The sequence below is a fragment of the Streptomyces sp. NPDC127106 genome, from assembly GCF_042677605.1.
Taxonomy (GTDB): domain Bacteria; phylum Actinomycetota; class Actinomycetes; order Streptomycetales; family Streptomycetaceae; genus Streptomyces.
This window is the reverse complement of sequence record NZ_JBHXTC010000008.1, coordinates 148,418-164,471: the sequence shown is the minus strand read 5'-3', so window position 1 is coordinate 164,471 and position 16,054 is coordinate 148,418. Positions and strand designations below refer to the sequence as shown.

The window sequence follows — 16,054 nt, the reverse complement described above, 5'->3', positions numbered from 1 at the left end:
CCCGACGAAAGTCGCCGACACCGCACGGAAGTTGGCCCGGCGTCGGATCCGGATCCGGCACAACGAAGAACCCCCGCCCCGGATTTCTCCGAAGCGGGGGTTCCATCTGTGGGCGAGGGGGGATTTGAACCCCCACGTCCCGAAGGACACTGGCACCTGAAGCCAGCGCGTCTGCCGTTCCGCCACTCGCCCGAGCAGCGTCCCAGTGGTCTTCCCTTTCGGTCCGTCCCCCTGGCGACGAACGAAACATTAGCACGTCATCGGGGGTGGATTCACATCGCTTTCCCCGGGCCTCCCGATCCCTCCCCGAACGCCCCTCCCGCACACCACTCCCGGTGCGGGACACTGTCCCTTGCGCACCCCTACGATCCCTTGTGAGGACCAACACTCGTCCGGACGGGACCCAGGGGGAACCACCCGAATCCGCCACGCGTGGATACGATCAGTAAGCAGTACAGGGCGACAGCGACGGAGGAGGTGCCCCATGGGAGTTCTGAAGCGGTTCGAGCAGCGACTCGAAGGTCTGGTGAACGGCACCTTCGCCAAGGTGTTCAAGTCCGAGGTCCAGCCCGTCGAGATCGCCGGAGCCCTCCAGCGGGAGTGCGACAACAACGCCACGATCTGGAACCGTGAGCGGACGGTCGTCCCCAACGACTTCATCGTGGAGCTGAGCGCCGGCGACTACGAGCGCCTCAGCCCGTACTCCGGCCAGCTCGGCGACGAGCTCGCGGGCCTCGTCCGCGACTACGCCAAGCAGCAGCGCTACAGCTTCATGGGACCGATCAAGGTCCACCTGGAGAAGGCCGAGGACCTCGACACCGGCCTCTACCGGGTCCGTAGCCGTACCCTGGCTGGGAGCACCTCCCAGCCGCAGCCGGCCCAGAACCAGCAGGGCGGCGGCTACGGCTACCCACCGGTCGCCGCGCCGCCGATGCCGGCCGGGCCGCCCGCGGGCGCGCCGGGCCGCAGGCCGGGCGCGGGCGGGCCGGGCCCCGTGCCGCCCGGCGGCGCCCCCAAGCGCCACTGGATCGAGATCAACGGCACCCGGCACCAGATTTCCCGCCCCACCCTCGTACTCGGCCGGAGCACCGAGGCCGACGTGCGGATCGACGACCCCGGCGTATCCCGCCGGCACTGTGAGATCCGGACCGGAACGCCCTCGACGATCCAGGATCTCGGGTCCACCAACGGCATCGTGGTGGACGGGCAGCACACCACCCGCGCTACGCTCCGCGACGGCTCGCGGATCGTCGTGGGCAGCACCACCATCATTTACCGGCAAGCCGAAGGGTGAAGCGGGGGCAATGTCAGAGCTGACCCTGACGGTCATGCGGCTGGGTTTCCTGGCCGTTCTGTGGCTGTTCGTCATCGTGGCCGTCCAGGTCATCCGCAGCGACCTCTTCGGTACGCGCGTCACCCAGCGCGGCTCGCGCCGGGGCAGCGGCGCGGCACCGCAGCAGGCGGGCCGCCAGGCCGCCGCGCCCCCACAGCAGCGCCAGCGCCGCGGGGCGCCAACGAAGCTCGTGGTCTCCGAGGGCACCCTGACGGGCACCACGGTGGCCCTCGCAGGCCAGACGATCACCTTGGGCCGCGCCCACGACTCCACGATCGTGCTGGACGACGACTACGCCTCCAGCCGCCATGCCAGGATCTACCCCGACCGGGACGGCCAGTGGATCGTCGAGGATCTCGGGTCCACGAACGGCACGTATCTCGACCGGACCCGGCTGACCACCCCGACGCCCATTCCGCCGGGCGCCCCGATCCGCATCGGCAAGACCGTCATCGAGCTGCGGAAGTAGTACGAGAATGAGCGAGCGGAGCGAGCGAGCCGCGGCAGTCCGTCCCGTGCAGGACGCGGACCCGAGCGCGCTCCCGACCGGAGGGTGGGCAGTGTGGCTCGAGACCGGTTGTACCCCGAGGAAGCGTCGACAGGGCAGGTGCACATGAGTCTGTCCCTGCGATTCGCCGCCGGATCACACAAGGGCATGATCCGCGAGGGCAACGAGGACTCCGGCTACGCCGGCCCCCGTCTCCTCGCGGTCGCCGACGGCATGGGCGGCCAGGCCGCAGGCGAGGTCGCCAGCTCCGAGGTGATCTCCTCGCTCGTGCAGCTCGACGACGACGTCCCGGGCTCCGACATCCTGACCTCGCTCGGCACGGCCGTGCAGCGCGCCAACGAGCAGCTGCGCGTCATGGTCGAGGAGGACGCCCAGCTCGAAGGCATGGGCACCACCCTGACCGCCCTGCTGTGGACCGGTCAGCGCCTCGGCCTGGTGCACGTCGGCGACTCCCGCGCCTACCTGCTGCGCGACGGGGTCCTGACGCAGATCACCCAGGACCACACGTGGGTGCAGCGCCTCGTCGACGAGGGCCGCATCACCGAAGAGGAAGCCACCACCCACCCGCAGCGCTCCCTGCTGATGCGCGCCCTGGGCAGCGGCGACACGGTCGAGCCGGACCTGTCCATCCGCGAGGTCCGCGTCGGCGACCGCTACCTGATCTGCTCCGACGGCCTGTCGGGCGTCGTCTCCCACCAGACCCTGGAGGAGACCCTCGCCGACTACCACGGCCCCCACGAGACGGTGCAGTCCCTGATCCAGCTCGCCCTGCGCGGCGGCGGCCCGGACAACATCACCTGCATCGTCGCCGACGTCCTCGACACCGACAGCGGGGACACCCTCGCCGCCCAGCTGAACGACACCCCGGTCGTCGTCGGCGCGGTCGCCGAGAACCAGCACCAGCTCTTCGACGGCGGCGCCATGCAGACCCCGGCGGGCCGCGCCGCGGGCCTGGGCCGCCAGGTCCCGCCGCCCGCCGGCGCCTTCGGGCCGCCCGGCAGCGGTGACGTCCCCGGCTACGGCTACCCCGACCAGAGCCAGGGCCAGGGCCAGGGCGGCGCGTACGGCAGCTTCGGCGACCCCGAGCCGTACGACGACGACGCCCGCTTCGAAGACACCTACGACAACCCCCGCAGGCGGCGCAGCAAAGGGCGCAAGTGGACCGCCCGCACCCTGATCCTGCTGATCGTGGCAGGAGTCGTCGGCGGCGGCCTCTACGCCGCCCACCGCTGGACGCAGACCCAGTACTACGTCGGCGTCAAGGGCGACCACGTCGCGCTCTTCCGCGGCATCAGCCAGAAGCTCGGCCCGCTGGAACTCTCCAAGGTGGAGACCGACCGCTCCGACATCGAACTGAAGTACCTGCCACCCTTCAAGCGGAAGCAGGTCGAGGCCACCATCAGCGAAACCAGCCTCGACGGAGCCCGCCAGAAGATCGATGAACTCGGCGTGCAGGTTTCCGCGTGTAAGAAGGACGAGGAGCGCCGCACCGCGGAGCAGAACAGCCAGACGCCGGGCCCCGGCAGCCTGACTCCGGCAGAGCAGCAGCTGGTGGGTCTGTGCGGGAAGCAGTAGTCATACGCGGGCGCAGGGGGCCTGCCACACCATGAGCGTTGTCACCAATACGACCACCATCGGCGCCATCGAGCTGCCGAGCAGGCGGAACACCGAGCTGATGCTGCTCGTGTTCGCCGTGGTCATCTCGATCTTCGCCTACGCCAACGTGGGGCTCGCGATCCACGGCGAGCTGCCCCCCGGCATGCTCGTCTACGGCGGCGGCCTCGCCGTACTCGCGGGCATCGCCCACTTCGTCGTGCGCCGCTACGCCAAGTACGCCGACCCGCTGCTGCTGCCGATCGCGACCCTGCTGAACGGGCTGGGCTGCGTGCTGATCTGGCGGCTCGACCAGTCCGAGCGGCTGCAGAACCTCGCCAAGCGCAGCTTCGGCGCGTTCTCCGAGTCCGCGCCGCGCCAGATGATGTACACCGCGGTGGCCATCGCCCTGTTCGCGGCCGTGCTGCTGCTCCTGAAGGACCACCGCACCCTGCAGCGGTTCACGTACATCTCGATGGCGGGCGCCCTGGTCCTGCTGATCCTGCCGGTCATCCCGGGTCTGGGCGCGGACGTCTTCGGCGCCAAGATCTGGATCAGCGTCGCCGGCTTCTCGATCCAGCCCGGTGAGTTCGCGAAGATCGTCATCGCGATCTTCTTCGCCGGCTACCTCATGGTGAAGCGCGACGCGCTGGCCCTGGCCAGCCGCCGCTTCATGGGCCTCTACCTGCCGCGCGGCCGCGACCTCGGCCCGATCCTGATGATCTGGGCGATGAGCCTGCTCGTCCTCATCTTCGAGAACGACCTCGGCACCTCGCTGCTGTTCTTCGGCATGTTCGTGATCATGCTGTACGTCGCCACCGAGCGCACCAGCTGGATCGTGATCGGCCTGCTCATGAGCGTCGGCGGCGCCGTCGTCGTGGGCACCTTCGCCAGCCACGTGCAGGCCCGCGTCAATGCCTGGCTCGACCCCTTCGGCTGCTACGCCAAGTCCGGTGCCTGCGAGCAGGTCGGCCAGTCGATCATGAGCTTCGGCTCCGGCGGCGTCCTCGGCACCGGCTGGGGCCAGGGCAACTCGGACCTCATCGGCTTCGCCGCCAACTCCGACTTCATCTTCTCCACCGTCGGCGAAGAGCTCGGCCTGGCCGGCGTCATGGCTTTCCTGCTGCTCTACGGCCTGATCATCGAGCGGGGCGTGCGCACCGCGCTCGCCGCCCGCGACCCCTTCGGCAAGCTCTTCGCCATCGGGCTGTCCGGCGCCTTCTCGCTGCAGATCTTCGTCGTCGCCGGCGGCGTCATGGGCCTCATCCCCCTTACCGGCATGACCATGCCCTTCCTGGCGTCCGGCGGTTCCTCCGTCCTCGCCAACTGGGCCCTGGTCGGCATCCTCATCCGGATCAGCGACACGGCCCGCCGCCCCGCACCGGCCCCCGCCCCGTCCCCCGACTCCGAGATGACCCAGGTGGTCCGCCCGTCATGAACAAGCCCCTGCGCCGCATCTCGCTCTTCTGCGGACTGCTCGTCCTGGCCCTGCTGATCCGGACCAACTGGCTCCAGTACGTCCAGGCCGAGGAGCTGAGCTCCCGCAAGGAGAACCGCCGGGTCCAGATCGCCCAGTACGCCACCCAGCGCGGCAACATCATCGTCAAGGGCGGGCAGTCCATCACCGGCTCCGTCGAGACCGACGGCAGCGACTACAAGTACAAGCGGACCTACGTCGACGGCCCGATGTGGGCCCCGGTGACCGGCTACGCGTCGCAGGCGTTCGGCTCCACTCAGCTCGAATCCCTCGAGGACAAGATCCTCACCGGCAACGACGACCGGCTGTTCTTCGACCGCACCATCGGCATGTTCACCGGCGAGAAGAAGGCCGGCGGCAACGTCGTCACCACGCTGAGGCCGGACGTGCAGAAGGCCGCGTTCGACTCGCTCGGCGACAAGACGGGCGCGGTCGCTGCCATCGACCCGCGCACCGGTGCCATCCTGGCCCTGGTCAGCAAGCCCTCGTACGACCCGTCCGCCTTCGCCGGCAACTCCAAGAACGACGAGAAGGCCTGGATCGAGCTCAAGGACAGCGAGGACAAGAAGCTCGTCAACCGCGCCCTGCGCGAGACCTACCCGCCGGGCTCCACGTTCAAGGTGGTCACCGCGGCCGCCGCCCTGGAGCACGGCGCCGTCACCGACATCAACGCGCCGACCGACACCCCCGAGCCGTACTTCCTGCCCGGCACGAGGACCCCGATGGTCAACCACGCCAAGGGCTGCGAGAAGGCCAGCCTGAACGAGGCGATGAGGGTCTCCTGCAACTCGGTCTTCGCGATGCTCGGCGACAAGGTCGGCCGCGACAAGATGGTTGAGACGGCCCAGAAGTTCGGCTTCAACAACGACAAGATCGACACCCCGGTCCGCGCGTTCGCGAGCATCTACGACAAGACCATGGGCAAGGACGGCAACGCCCAGAGCGCCATCGGCCAGTTCAACACCGCGGCCACCCCGCTCCAGATGGCCATGGTCACCGCCGCGATCGCCAACGACGGCAAGCTGATGAAGCCGTACATGGTCGACCAGCTCACCGCGCCCAACCTGGACGTCATCGAGAAGCACGAGCCGCAGGAGATGAGCCGGCCCCTCTCCGCCGCCAACGCCCAGAAGATCCAGCAGATGATGGTCAAGGTCGTCGAGGAAGGCACCGGCGAGAAGGCGAAGATCAAGAACGTCACGGTGGGCGGCAAGACCGGTACCGCCCAGCACGGCGAGAAGAACGCCAAGCGCCCGTACGCCTGGTTCATCTCCTACGCCAAGGCCGCCGACGGAACCACCCCGGTCGCCGTCGCCGTCGTCATCGAGGACAGCGAGGCCAGCCGCGACGACATCAGTGGCGGCGGCCTCGCCGCCCCCGTCGCCAAGGCCGTCATGCAGGCCGTCCTCAGCAGCAAGAGCTGACGGGCGGCACGGACAATGGAACGACGGGACGAGGCGTGAAGGCCGTGTCCGGAGTGGCATGGGGCACTGATCCCGCCCGGAACCGAGCGTACGGTACCGGTCCGGTATCAGGCTGTGGTCACGAACCGATCACCGACGATCGGCCGGTAGCCTTTGCGCGAACAGCACACCGCCGGACCACACACGGGTGCGATCGGGACTGACGGAGAGGGCTGGAACGTTATGGAAGAGCCGCGTCGCCTCGGCGGCCGGTACGAGCTGAGCCACGTGCTCGGCCGAGGTGGCATGGCCGAGGTGTACCTCGCCCACGACACCCGGCTCGGCCGTACCGTCGCCGTCAAGACCCTGCGCGCCGATCTCGCCCGCGACCCGTCGTTCCAGGCCCGGTTCCGCCGCGAGGCCCAGTCGGCCGCGTCGCTCAACCACCCGGCGATCGTCGCGGTCTACGACACCGGCGAGGACTACGTCGACAACATCTCCATCCCGTACATCGTGATGGAGTACGTCGACGGATCCACCCTGCGCGAACTGCTGCACTCCGGCCGCAAGCTGCTGCCCGAGCGCACCCTGGAGATGACCATCGGCATCCTCCAGGCCCTGGAGTACTCCCACCGCGCCGGCATCGTCCACCGCGACATCAAGCCCGCCAACGTCATGCTGACCCGGACCGGTCAGGTCAAGGTCATGGACTTCGGCATCGCCCGCGCCATGGGCGACTCCGGCATGACCATGACGCAGACCGCGGCCGTCATCGGCACCGCGCAGTACCTCTCCCCGGAGCAGGCCAAGGGCGAGCAGGTCGACGCGCGCTCCGACCTCTACTCCGCGGGCTGCCTGCTCTACGAACTGCTCTGCGTCCGCCCGCCGTTCATCGGCGACTCCCCCGTGGCCGTCGCCTACCAGCACGTACGGGAAGAGCCCCAGCCGCCGTCGAACTTCGACCCCGAGATCACGCCCGAGATGGACGCGATCGTCCTGAAGGCGCTGGTCAAGGACCCCGACTACCGCTACCAGTCGGCCGACGAGATGCGCGCCGACATCGAGGCCTGCCTGGAGGGCCAGCCCGTCGCCGCGACCGCCGCCATGGGCGCGGGCGGCTACGGCTACCCCGAACCGGGCAACGGCTACGGGCACCAGGGCTACGACCAGCCCACCGCCGCCCTGCGCCCCTCCGACGCCGGTCAGACCTCCATGCTCCCGCCGATGCCCCCGGGCGACGGCGGCTACGGCTACGGGGATCCGGGCCACGGCGGGTACGACCAGGGCCACGGCCGCCGCCAGAACCAGAAGAAGAGCAAGGCCTCCACGATCCTGCTCGTCACGGCGGGCATCCTCGTCCTGGTCGGTGCCATCCTCATCGGCCGCTCGCTGTTCAACGGCGGCGCCGACAACCGGCCGGTCGTTCCCAAGCTGATCGGCGAGACCTTCGAGCAGGCACAGAAGAACGCCGACAACGTGGGCCTCAAGGTCGAGAAGACGGCCGACGAGCCCTGTGACAACCAGCCCAAGGGCAACGTCTGCAAGCAGGAGCCCGCGCCCGACACCCGGGCCGACGAGGGCTCCACGGTCAAGCTGACGATCTCCTCGGGCGCCCCGCAGGTCGCCGTCCCCAACGTCGTCAACATCAGCTTCGAGGAAGCGGAGAAGGCGCTCAAGGAGAAGGGCTTCGCGGTCGAGAAGAAGACCCAGGAGTCCGACCGCACGCCGGGCACCGTCCTGGACCAGAGCCCCAAGAACGGCCAGGCGCAGAAGGGGTCGACGGTCACGGTGACCGTCGCCAAGGAGCCGGCCAAGTCCGCGATGCCCGACCTCCTCGGCAAGACCAAGGAGCAGGCCGCCAAGCTGCTGTCCGACGCCAAACTGAAGCTGGGCAGCACCACCGAGGTCGACTCCCCCGGCTCCCAGCCGAAGACGATCGTCCACCAGCAGTATCCGACGGGCGAGCAGCTGGCCCCGGGCACGACGGTCAACGTGTCGATCTCAAAAGGAGCGCAGCAAACACAGGTCCCGAACCTCGCCGGACGGACGGTCGGACAGGCCAAGCAGGAGCTCGCAGCCCGAGGACTGACCTTCGGCGCCGTCCTGTCGGGCCCGACGGACGACAACGCGTTCGTCATGAGGAGCGAGCCGAACGCGGGCTCCCCCGTCCCCGGCGGCACGGTCGTGAACGTGCACACGGTGGGCGGCAACGGCAACCAGCCGGGCGGCAGCAACGGGTTCTTCGGCGGCCTGGGAGGCCGCTGACCCGGGCACCTGCCCGCATGACCCAAGAGGCCCGGCCGCCCTCCCGATGGGAAGGGCGGCCGGGCCTTCGCGTGCTCACCGCCTCCATGGCCCGCCTCCGCACATTTCCACGAAAACCGATCGTGTCTTCATATGTCGGAAATCGTTGATCCGGTCGGGGTGGGACATCGGTTTCCGCCCAGAAAGGGCAGGGCGATGGTCAACGAATCGGTACTCCTGGAATCCCGGACACTGCGCACGAGCGTCCTGGACCGTATGCACGTCCTGGACAAGGTGAAGACGCTGTCGCTCCTGCCGGACGGACTCCACGTGACGACGGCGATGGTGGCGGCCTACTACGAAGTGAGCGTGGCCGCGGTCCGCTCGCTCGTCGCGGACCATCGCGGCGAGCTGGAGGCCAACGGCTACCACGTGGTGACAGGTGCGGAACTGAGTGCCTTGAAGGCACTCAGTTCCGCACCGTCACGCACAGCGGCACTCGCTTTGTTCTCCCGCCGGGCGGTCCTCAACGTCGGAATGCTCCTCCGAGACAGTGAAATAGCACGTCAGGTGCGTACGTACCTCCTTGACACGGAGTGCGAGGCCAGCGCGGAGCCTGTGGACAACTTCATCCACAGGACGGGGGCGGGCAGCGAAGTCACCGACATCCTCCGTCGGCAGGTCGTCCCGCTGCTCAACCTGCTCATCGCGGCCTCAGGCGAACACCACCGCCAGCTGGTCTCGCTCCGGCATGACGTCGTAGGCATCCAGCGAAAGCTCGTCGAGTACGACCTTGCCATGAGCCGGCTCCAGCGCGACCAGATGCCCCGGGCCCTCGCCGGAGCTACCCCGGCCGCCGGCGCTACTGCAGCCATCGGAGTCATGGCCGCCATCGACGCCATGGACTGGCGCGAGTTCGAGCTCCACGTCGCCGCCTTGCTCCACCGGGACGGCTGCACCGACCTCAAGGTGTACGGAAGCCACGGCGGCAACCGCGGAGTCGACATCACCGCCCGCACCGCCGACGGCCGCACCATCGCCGTCCAGTGCAAGAACGGCGCACCCCTGCGGCACGTGCCCAGCGGTGACATGCAGAAGTTCCTCGGCGCTGCCAAGGTCCTGCACCGTGCCGACGTTGCCCTCTACGTGGCCACCTGCGCCTTCACCCGCGAAGCCTTGGCCATCGCCGCCCAGGGCGGCGTCACCGCAGTCCACCGGGGCCTTCTGGAAGCGTGGAGCACGGGGGCACCACTTCAGGCACTGCGGTGACCCGGTAGCTCTACCCGCGGTCAGCGCAGCTCGGCCGGCGGCGTCCGCTTCGCATCGACCTTCTCCGTGCGCACCAGCTCGCCCCACACGACGTACCGGTACTTCGAGGTGTACACGGGCGTGCAGGTGGTCAGCGTGATGAACCGGCCCGGCGCCGTCTTCCCCGACTCCTTCGGGACCGCCGAGATCACGTCGACGTTGTACTTGGAGGTCTGGCGCAGCTCCGCGAAGACCTTGTACACGTACCAGGTGTCGCGGGTCTCGAAGACGACGGCGTCGCCCTTCTTGACCTTGTCGATGTGGTGGAACTTCGCCCCGTGCCCGTCGCGGTGCGCCGCCAGCGAGAAGTTGCCCTGCTTCTCCCACGGCAGGGTCGCCTTGACGGGGTCCGTGTAGTAGCCGGCCGCGCCGTCGTTGAGGACCTCCGGCGACGTGCCCCGCTTGACGAGCACCTCGCCGCTCTTCATCGCGGGCACGTGCAGGAAGCCGATGCCGCCCTGGGTGTCCAGCGCGCCGGGCCCCGCCTGCGCCCCCGCCGCGGGCGCGCTCTGCCACTGGCGGCGGATCTCGTCGCCGCGCGCCGAGGCCTGCCGGTCCGCGAGCACGTTCGTCCACCACAGCGAGTACGCCACGAAGAGGCCGAGCACCAGGCCCGCCGTGATCAGGAACTCGCCCAACAGGCTCAGGAACCCGGCGAGCAGACTGCTGCTGCGGGGAGGCGCGGTACGGGACACGGCGGTTCGTCCTTCGAGCGGGGGCGTCGGCTGCAGCCGACCTTGCGGGCCGCCTAGCGGGCGGCCAGTGCGGGCGGAGCGCCCTGGCCGCGCGGGCGTTCGTCCACCATCCTGCCCCATACGATCATGCGGTAGGTGCTGGTGAATTCCGGGGTGCAGGTCGTCAGCGTGATGTACCGGCCCGGTGCGGTGAAACCCGAGCCCTCGGGTACGGGTTTCAGGACGGCCACGTTGGTCGGCGGCGTCTGCGGCAGGATCGAGGCCATCTCGTACGTGTAGTACGCGTCCTGGGTCTCGACCACGATCGGGTCGCCCGGCACCAGCCGGTTGATGAAGCGGAACGGTTCGCCGTGGGTGTTGCGGTGGCCCGCCACCGCGAAGTTGCCCTGCTTGTCCGCGGGCATCGCGGTCTTCAGGGCGCCGTCCGCGTAATGCCCGACCATTCCGCGGTCGAGCACCTTGGGCTTGCTCACGCCCTCCGCGACGGGCACCTTCACGTCCAGCTTCGGGATGTGCAGGATCGCGAAGCCCTGGCCCGGCTCGAAGGCCGCCGGCGGCGGGGCGGCGGCACCCCCCGGCTGCTGCTCCCAGGTCTGGCGCAGCGAGCCCGCGGCCCCGTCGGCCGTGCGCTGCGCGAGCACGTTCGTGTACCAGAGCTGGTAGGCCACGAACAGGAGCATCACCACGCCCAGCGTGATGAACAGCTCCCCGAGGAGCCGGCTCGCTACGACGAGCGGCCCGCCGGAGGCCGGCCGCTTGCGCCGCCGCCCGCTGCCGCGCCGCCGCGCGCGTTTCGCGGCCTGCTGGGCGGCCCTGCGCCGCGCGGCCCGGCCCTCACTGGGCGCGGACGGCGCGAGCGAGGTCACGCGACGGCCTTGCCCACCACCGGGGCCAGCCCCGCCGAGCGCTCGACGGCCTTCTCGTCGCCGCAGCGCACGAGCCAGTTCGCGAGCATCCGGTGGCCGTGCTCGGTCAGCACCGACTCGGGGTGGAACTGCACGCCCTCCACGTCGTGCTCGCGGTGCCGCAGCCCCATGATGATCCCGTCCTCGGTGCGCGCGGTGACCTCCAGGACGTCCGGGAGGGTCTGCGGCTCGGCCGCGAGGGAGTGGTAGCGGGTCGCGGTGAACGGCGACGGCAGCCCCTCGAAGACCCCGAGCCCGTCGTGGACCACCGGAGAGGTCTTGCCGTGCAGCAGCTCCGGGGCGCGGCCCACGACGCCGCCGTAGGCGACCGCCATCGACTGCATGCCGAGGCAGACGCCGAAGACGGGGACGCCGGTGCCGGCGCAGTGGCGGACCATGTCGACGCAGACGCCGGCCTCCTCCGGGGTGCCGGGCCCGGGCGAGAGCAGCACGCCGTCGAAGCCGTCCTGCGCGTGGGAGAGCTCGACCTCGTCGTTGCGCAGCACCTCGCACTCCGCGCCGAGCTGGTACAGGTACTGGACCAGGTTGAAGACAAAGCTGTCGTAGTTGTCGACAACCAGAATGCGCGCGCTCACGGAGTGGCTCCCGATCCCTCGTCCACTGTCACGTCGTTGAACGGAAGGAGTGGCTCGGCCCACGGAAAGACGTACTGGAACAGTACGAAGACCACCGCGAGGACCAGTACGAGAGAGATCACCGCGCGTACCCACGCGTTGCCCGGCAGATGCCGCCAGATCCAGCCGTACATGCCGTCCGCGTCCCTTTCGCTCACGCACCGCGGGGGCGGTACGCACACAGACTAAAGCCAGCGGCCCGGCCTCAGGGGGTGCTCGTGGCGGACGAGCTTTCGACCGGCTTGGCGTAGTGGAGGTCCACTGTGCCGGAGTAGCCGGGCAGTGTCAGCTCCTTGTGCTCGTCCACCTTCCAGCCGAGCCCGTACGCCGTCACGTACATCTGGTAGTTCTGCAGCGCCGGGGAGGCCGCGAGGGCCTTGCGCAGGGCACCCGGGTCGCCGACCGCCGTCACCTTGTACGGCGGCGAGTAGACGCGGCCCTGGAGGATCAGGGTGTTGCCCACACAGCGCACGGCGCTGGTGGAGATCAGCCGCTGGTCCATGACCTGGATGCCCTGGGCGCCGCCCTGCCACAGGGCGTTCACGACGGCCTGGAGGTCCTGCTGGTGGATCACGAGGTCGTTGGGCTGCGGCTCGGGCACGTTGGGGATGCGGGCGGTGGCGCCGGGCGGGGCGTCGTTGAGGGTGACGGTCAGGCCCTTGCCGGCGAGGGCCTCGGTGCCGGAGGCGGTCCGCAGGGCGGCCAGCTTGGCGTCCTCGGCCTTGGTGCTGCCGTCGTCGCGGTCGGCGAGGGCGTCGACCCGGCCGCGGAGGGCCGCGGTGGTCTGTTCCAGCTGCGCGTTGTTCTGGCTGCGCTCCTGGATGAGGTCCGAGAGCTTGAGCAGCGAGGCGTCCGTCCGGATGTTCGTACCCTTGGACGTGTTGAAGCTGGTGATGAAGATCAGGCCCGCGAGGGCGAAGACGGCGGCGGTGAGCAACCGGACCGGCCGGAACCGCCGTCGGGGACCCGCGGAGGAGTCGTCGGAATTGCGCAACGTACCCTTCTCCTTCAACGCCACAGGTCCACTACGCTAACGGACGCCCGGGGCAGGCAGGTCCCCAGCGCATCGACAGGAGAAGCCCCTCGTGCCGAAGTCACGTATCCGCAAGAAGGACGACTACACGCCGCCGCCGACGAAGGCGCAGCAGATCAAGCTGACCAACCGCAGCTGGGTCGCTCCGGTCATGCTGGCACTCTTCCTGATCGGCCTGGCCTGGATTGTCGTGTTTTATGTGAGCGAGACCCAGCTTCCGATCGAGTCCATCGGAAATTGGAACATTGTAGTCGGATTCGGATTCATTGCGGCGGGATTCGGCGTCTCCACTCAGTGGAAGTAGGCGGCCCGCTGGGCTGGGGCGGGGCGGCAAGCACAGGATGCAGCCGCCCCGCAAGCTCTCCCCAGGAGTTATCCACAGTGTCATCCACAGCTGAGGAAAAGACAGACCATCTGTGGATAACTCTGTGGAGCGTTGACGCCGGTGTGATCAGGTGAGTTCGGCCGTACGGGCCAGGACCAGGCCCGCTGCCAGCAGGAATACCAGGGCACACGTCCCCCATTGGACGAAGGCCCGTTTTCCCCCGGCCCCCGGCGCAAGCATGGCCAGCCCGAGCAACAGACCGGTCAGCAGCCCGCCCACATGGGCCTGCCAGGACACCGACAGCCCGCCGCCGAAGGGCACGAAGGTCAGCACCAGCATGAGCGCGACCATCATGATGACCGGCCGCATCTCGTAGCGGAGCCGCCGCGCCAGCACGACGGTCGCCCCGAGCAGCCCGAAGACGGCCCCGGAGGCGCCGAGGGTCGGGGTGTTCGGCTCGGTCAGCAGGTACACGAAGGCGCTCGCGCCCAGGCCGGACAGCACGTAGACGGCGAGGTAACGGGCCCGGCCCAGCGCCGCTTCCAGCGGGCCGCCGATCACCCACAGGGCCAGCATGTTCCCCGCGATGTGCCACCACTCCGCGTGCAGGAACACCGAGGTCAGCAGCCGGTGGTACTGGCCGGTGGACACGCCCTCGACGGGGCCGCCGATGTACTCCACGTACCGGCCGAGCAGCTCCGTCTGCACCACGAGCGGGGGGAAGAGCAGGCCGGCCAGGAAGACCGCGACGTTGATCCCGATGAGGACCTTGGTGACCAGCTGGGGATCGTCGGTCACGGCGCCGCCCGCAAGGGTGCGCGGTGCGTTCGCAGCCGGGCGGTGGCCGGTTCCGGAACCCTCCCGGACGCATTCGGGGCACTGGAAGCCGACCGAGGCGCTGATCATGCACTCGGGGCAGATGGGGCGCTCGCAGCGGGTACAGCGGATCCCCGTGTCGCGGTCCGGGTGGCGGTAGCAGCCCGGTAGACGGTCGGTGTCCATCGGTCCCCTCGGTCAGCAGCGCGACGGCGGTACGCCGCCGGTCCGGTATGCCATCAGGACGGACGGGCGGGACAGAAGGTTCCCGGGCCGGCTCGGCCCGCCCGGCCGACGCTCCCGGTCAGCGCTTCTCGACGGAGACGGACTTGATGATCACGTCGTCCAGGGGGCGCTCGGTGCGCGGGTTGGTCGGCAGGCCGGCGATCGTGTCCACGACCGACCGGCTGGCCTTGTCGGTCACCTCACCGAAGATCGTGTGCTTGCGGGTGAGCCAGGCGGTGGGGGCGACGGTGATGAAGAACTGGCAGCCGTTGGTGCCCGGGCCGGCGTTGGCCATCGCGAGCAGGTAGGGCTTGGTGAAGGCCAGGTCGGGGTGGAACTCGTCGGCGAACTGGTAGCCGGGGCCGCCGGTGCCGTTGCCGAGCGGGTCGCCGCCCTGGATCATGAAGCCGCTGATCACACGGTGGAAGACGGTGCCGTCGTACAGCGGGTCCGTGGTCTTCTGACCGTCGGTGGGGCGGGTCCACTCACGGGCGCCCGTGGCCAGCTCCACGAAGTTCCGGACGGTCTTCGGGGCGAAGTTCTCCAGCAGCTCGATCTCGATGTCGCCGCGGTTGGTCTTCAGGGTGGCGTAGAGCTTCTCGGCCACGGATCTGCCTTCCATAGTCAGCACTGTCGGTGCCCGATCCTCCCACGGAGGGCGGTACGGCACAGAAATCCCCCACCCGGATGCCCTGTCACGCATGCCGCTCGGCCTCAAGCCAGGCATGATCCGACAAAGGGTGGAAAGGTGAACTGTGTCCGCCACCGAGGAGGAGGATCCCGTGACCCGCAACGACAGCGTGCGCCTGGTCGCCGACAGCGCCCGGGACACGATGAGGCACGCAGCGGAGCTGGTGGCGCCGTACGCAGAATCCGCCAAGGACGCGGCGGTGCACTACGCGCACGAGGCGAACGAGCGGCTGACGCCGAAGGTCTCGCAAGCCGCGCAGCAGGCCTCGCGCCAGGCGCGTACGGCGTACGACACCCACCTGCATCCCCGCATGGTCGCAGCGCGCACCCACGTGCCGCCGAACGTCGACCGGGCGGCGACGCAGGCGGTGCACCAGACCCGGCGCGTGGCCCGGCAGGCCGCCGACTACACGCAGCCGAAGCTGGAGAACGCCATCGCGGCGGGCCGGCCGGTCGCCGAGGAGGCCGTACTGCGCACCGCGGCGGTCAGCGCGGCGGCCCTGGCGGCGCTGCGCGGCCAGGTGTCGGCCCAGGAGGTGAAGAAGCTCGTCAAACACCACGAGCGGCTGCAGCGCCGGAACCGGGTGCTCAAGGGCGTGGTCGTGGCCGGTGTGCTGGCCGGCGCCGCGTACCTGGCCTGGCGGTGGTGGGACCAGCAGTCCAACCCCGACTGGCTGGTCGAGCCGCCCGCGGCGACCGAGCTGTCGTCGCGCGACGAGGCCCAGGCGACGTTCGACGACGAACTGGCCGCGAAGGAGCGCGAGGCGGACGAGGAGTAGCCGGAACATGACGTGGGGGGGGGGGGGCCGGGGCGGCCACCCGCCCCCCCCCCGCCACCCGCCCCGCGGGCGGCGGACCCCGCCG

16 protein-coding genes and 1 tRNA gene are annotated in these 16,054 nt (G+C 69.6%); 9 read left to right on the top strand and 8 right to left on the bottom strand.

Annotated elements, in window-relative coordinates:
- Positions 1-109: 109 nt before the first annotated feature.
- Positions 110-192, bottom strand: a tRNA-Leu gene (locus ACFVGY_RS11250).
- Between the two features lie 292 nt (positions 193-484).
- Between ACFVGY_RS11250 and ACFVGY_RS11245 the strand changes: the two genes are divergently transcribed.
- From ACFVGY_RS11245 to ACFVGY_RS11215, 7 genes are all read left to right on the top strand, one after another.
- Positions 485-1,294, top strand: coding sequence for an FhaA domain-containing protein (locus ACFVGY_RS11245; RefSeq protein ID WP_385674386.1), 810 nt, complete (start codon positions 485-487; stop codon positions 1,292-1,294).
- Positions 1,295-1,304: 10 nt separating this feature from the next.
- Positions 1,305-1,802, top strand: coding sequence for an FHA domain-containing protein (locus ACFVGY_RS11240; RefSeq protein ID WP_385674383.1), 498 nt, complete (start codon positions 1,305-1,307; stop codon positions 1,800-1,802).
- Between the two features lie 144 nt (positions 1,803-1,946).
- Positions 1,947-3,416, top strand: a complete 1,470-nt coding sequence (locus ACFVGY_RS11235) for a PP2C family protein-serine/threonine phosphatase (protein WP_385674380.1) — start codon at positions 1,947-1,949, stop codon at positions 3,414-3,416.
- A 31-nt stretch (positions 3,417-3,447) separates the two neighbouring features.
- On the top strand, positions 3,448-4,872 hold the full coding sequence (locus ACFVGY_RS11230) for an FtsW/RodA/SpoVE family cell cycle protein (RefSeq protein WP_385674377.1): 1,425 nt from the start codon (positions 3,448-3,450) through the stop codon (positions 4,870-4,872).
- Positions 4,869-6,335, top strand: coding sequence for a peptidoglycan D,D-transpeptidase FtsI family protein (locus ACFVGY_RS11225; protein ID WP_385674374.1), 1,467 nt, complete (start codon positions 4,869-4,871; stop codon positions 6,333-6,335). The genes ACFVGY_RS11230 and ACFVGY_RS11225 overlap by 4 nt, the downstream gene beginning before the upstream one ends.
- A 222-nt stretch (positions 6,336-6,557) precedes the next feature.
- Positions 6,558-8,579: a Stk1 family PASTA domain-containing Ser/Thr kinase gene (pknB, locus tag ACFVGY_RS11220; protein ID WP_385674371.1), complete on the top strand. Its 2,022-nt coding sequence runs from the start codon at positions 6,558-6,560 to the stop codon at positions 8,577-8,579.
- Between the two features lie 195 nt (positions 8,580-8,774).
- Entirely contained in the window at positions 8,775-9,827 is a 1,053-nt protein-coding gene (locus ACFVGY_RS11215; protein ID WP_385674368.1) for a restriction endonuclease, read from the top strand.
- 20 nt (positions 9,828-9,847) lie between these two features.
- Here the strand turns inward: ACFVGY_RS11215 and ACFVGY_RS11210 are convergent, their stop codons facing one another.
- Genes ACFVGY_RS11210 through ACFVGY_RS11190 form a run of 5 tightly spaced genes read right to left on the bottom strand, consistent with a single transcriptional unit; the run spans position 9,848 to position 13,095 of the window.
- Complete coding sequence (locus ACFVGY_RS11210; RefSeq protein ID WP_385674365.1) at positions 9,848-10,681, bottom strand: class E sortase; 834 nt, start codon at positions 10,679-10,681, stop codon at positions 9,848-9,850.
- A complete protein-coding gene (locus ACFVGY_RS11205; protein ID WP_385674362.1) occupies positions 10,615-11,427 on the bottom strand; it encodes a class E sortase in 813 nt (270 codons plus the stop codon). The genes ACFVGY_RS11210 and ACFVGY_RS11205 overlap by 67 nt, the downstream gene beginning before the upstream one ends.
- The gene (locus tag ACFVGY_RS11200; RefSeq protein ID WP_385674359.1) at positions 11,424-12,062 is read right to left on the bottom strand and encodes an aminodeoxychorismate/anthranilate synthase component II; all 639 of its coding nucleotides are present in this window, start codon (positions 12,060-12,062) and stop codon (positions 11,424-11,426) included. Before ACFVGY_RS11200 ends, ACFVGY_RS11205 begins: the two co-directional genes overlap by 4 nt.
- A complete protein-coding gene (locus tag ACFVGY_RS11195; protein ID WP_385674550.1) occupies positions 12,059-12,259 on the bottom strand; it encodes a hypothetical protein in 201 nt (66 codons plus the stop codon). Before ACFVGY_RS11195 ends, ACFVGY_RS11200 begins: the two co-directional genes overlap by 4 nt.
- Positions 12,260-12,306: 47 nt before the next feature.
- Positions 12,307-13,095 (bottom strand): DUF881 domain-containing protein, encoded by a 789-nt coding sequence (locus tag ACFVGY_RS11190; protein WP_385674357.1) that lies wholly within the window; start codon positions 13,093-13,095, stop codon positions 12,307-12,309.
- A gap of 91 nt (positions 13,096-13,186) precedes the next feature.
- Here ACFVGY_RS11190 and crgA point away from each other — a divergent pair, with 91 nt between their 5' ends.
- Positions 13,187-13,438 carry a cell division protein CrgA gene (gene crgA / locus ACFVGY_RS11185; RefSeq protein ID WP_179171839.1) on the top strand — a complete coding sequence of 84 codons (252 nt, stop codon included), beginning with the start codon at positions 13,187-13,189 and terminating at the stop codon, positions 13,436-13,438.
- A 147-nt stretch (positions 13,439-13,585) separates the two neighbouring features.
- On the opposite strand, the gene ACFVGY_RS11180 is transcribed toward crgA, so the two are convergent.
- Together ACFVGY_RS11180 and ACFVGY_RS11175 are read right to left on the bottom strand one after the other, a co-directional pair.
- Positions 13,586-14,461 (bottom strand): rhomboid family intramembrane serine protease, encoded by an 876-nt coding sequence (locus ACFVGY_RS11180; protein ID WP_385674355.1) that lies wholly within the window; start codon positions 14,459-14,461, stop codon positions 13,586-13,588.
- Between the two features lie 118 nt (positions 14,462-14,579).
- Complete coding sequence (locus ACFVGY_RS11175) at positions 14,580-15,107, bottom strand: peptidylprolyl isomerase (RefSeq protein ID WP_385674538.1); 528 nt, start codon at positions 15,105-15,107, stop codon at positions 14,580-14,582.
- A 175-nt stretch (positions 15,108-15,282) separates the two neighbouring features.
- Here ACFVGY_RS11175 and ACFVGY_RS11170 point away from each other — a divergent pair, with 175 nt between their 5' ends.
- Positions 15,283-15,969: a DUF5324 family protein gene (locus tag ACFVGY_RS11170; RefSeq protein WP_385674535.1), complete on the top strand. Its 687-nt coding sequence runs from the start codon at positions 15,283-15,285 to the stop codon at positions 15,967-15,969.
- Positions 15,970-16,054: the final 85 nt, after the last annotated feature.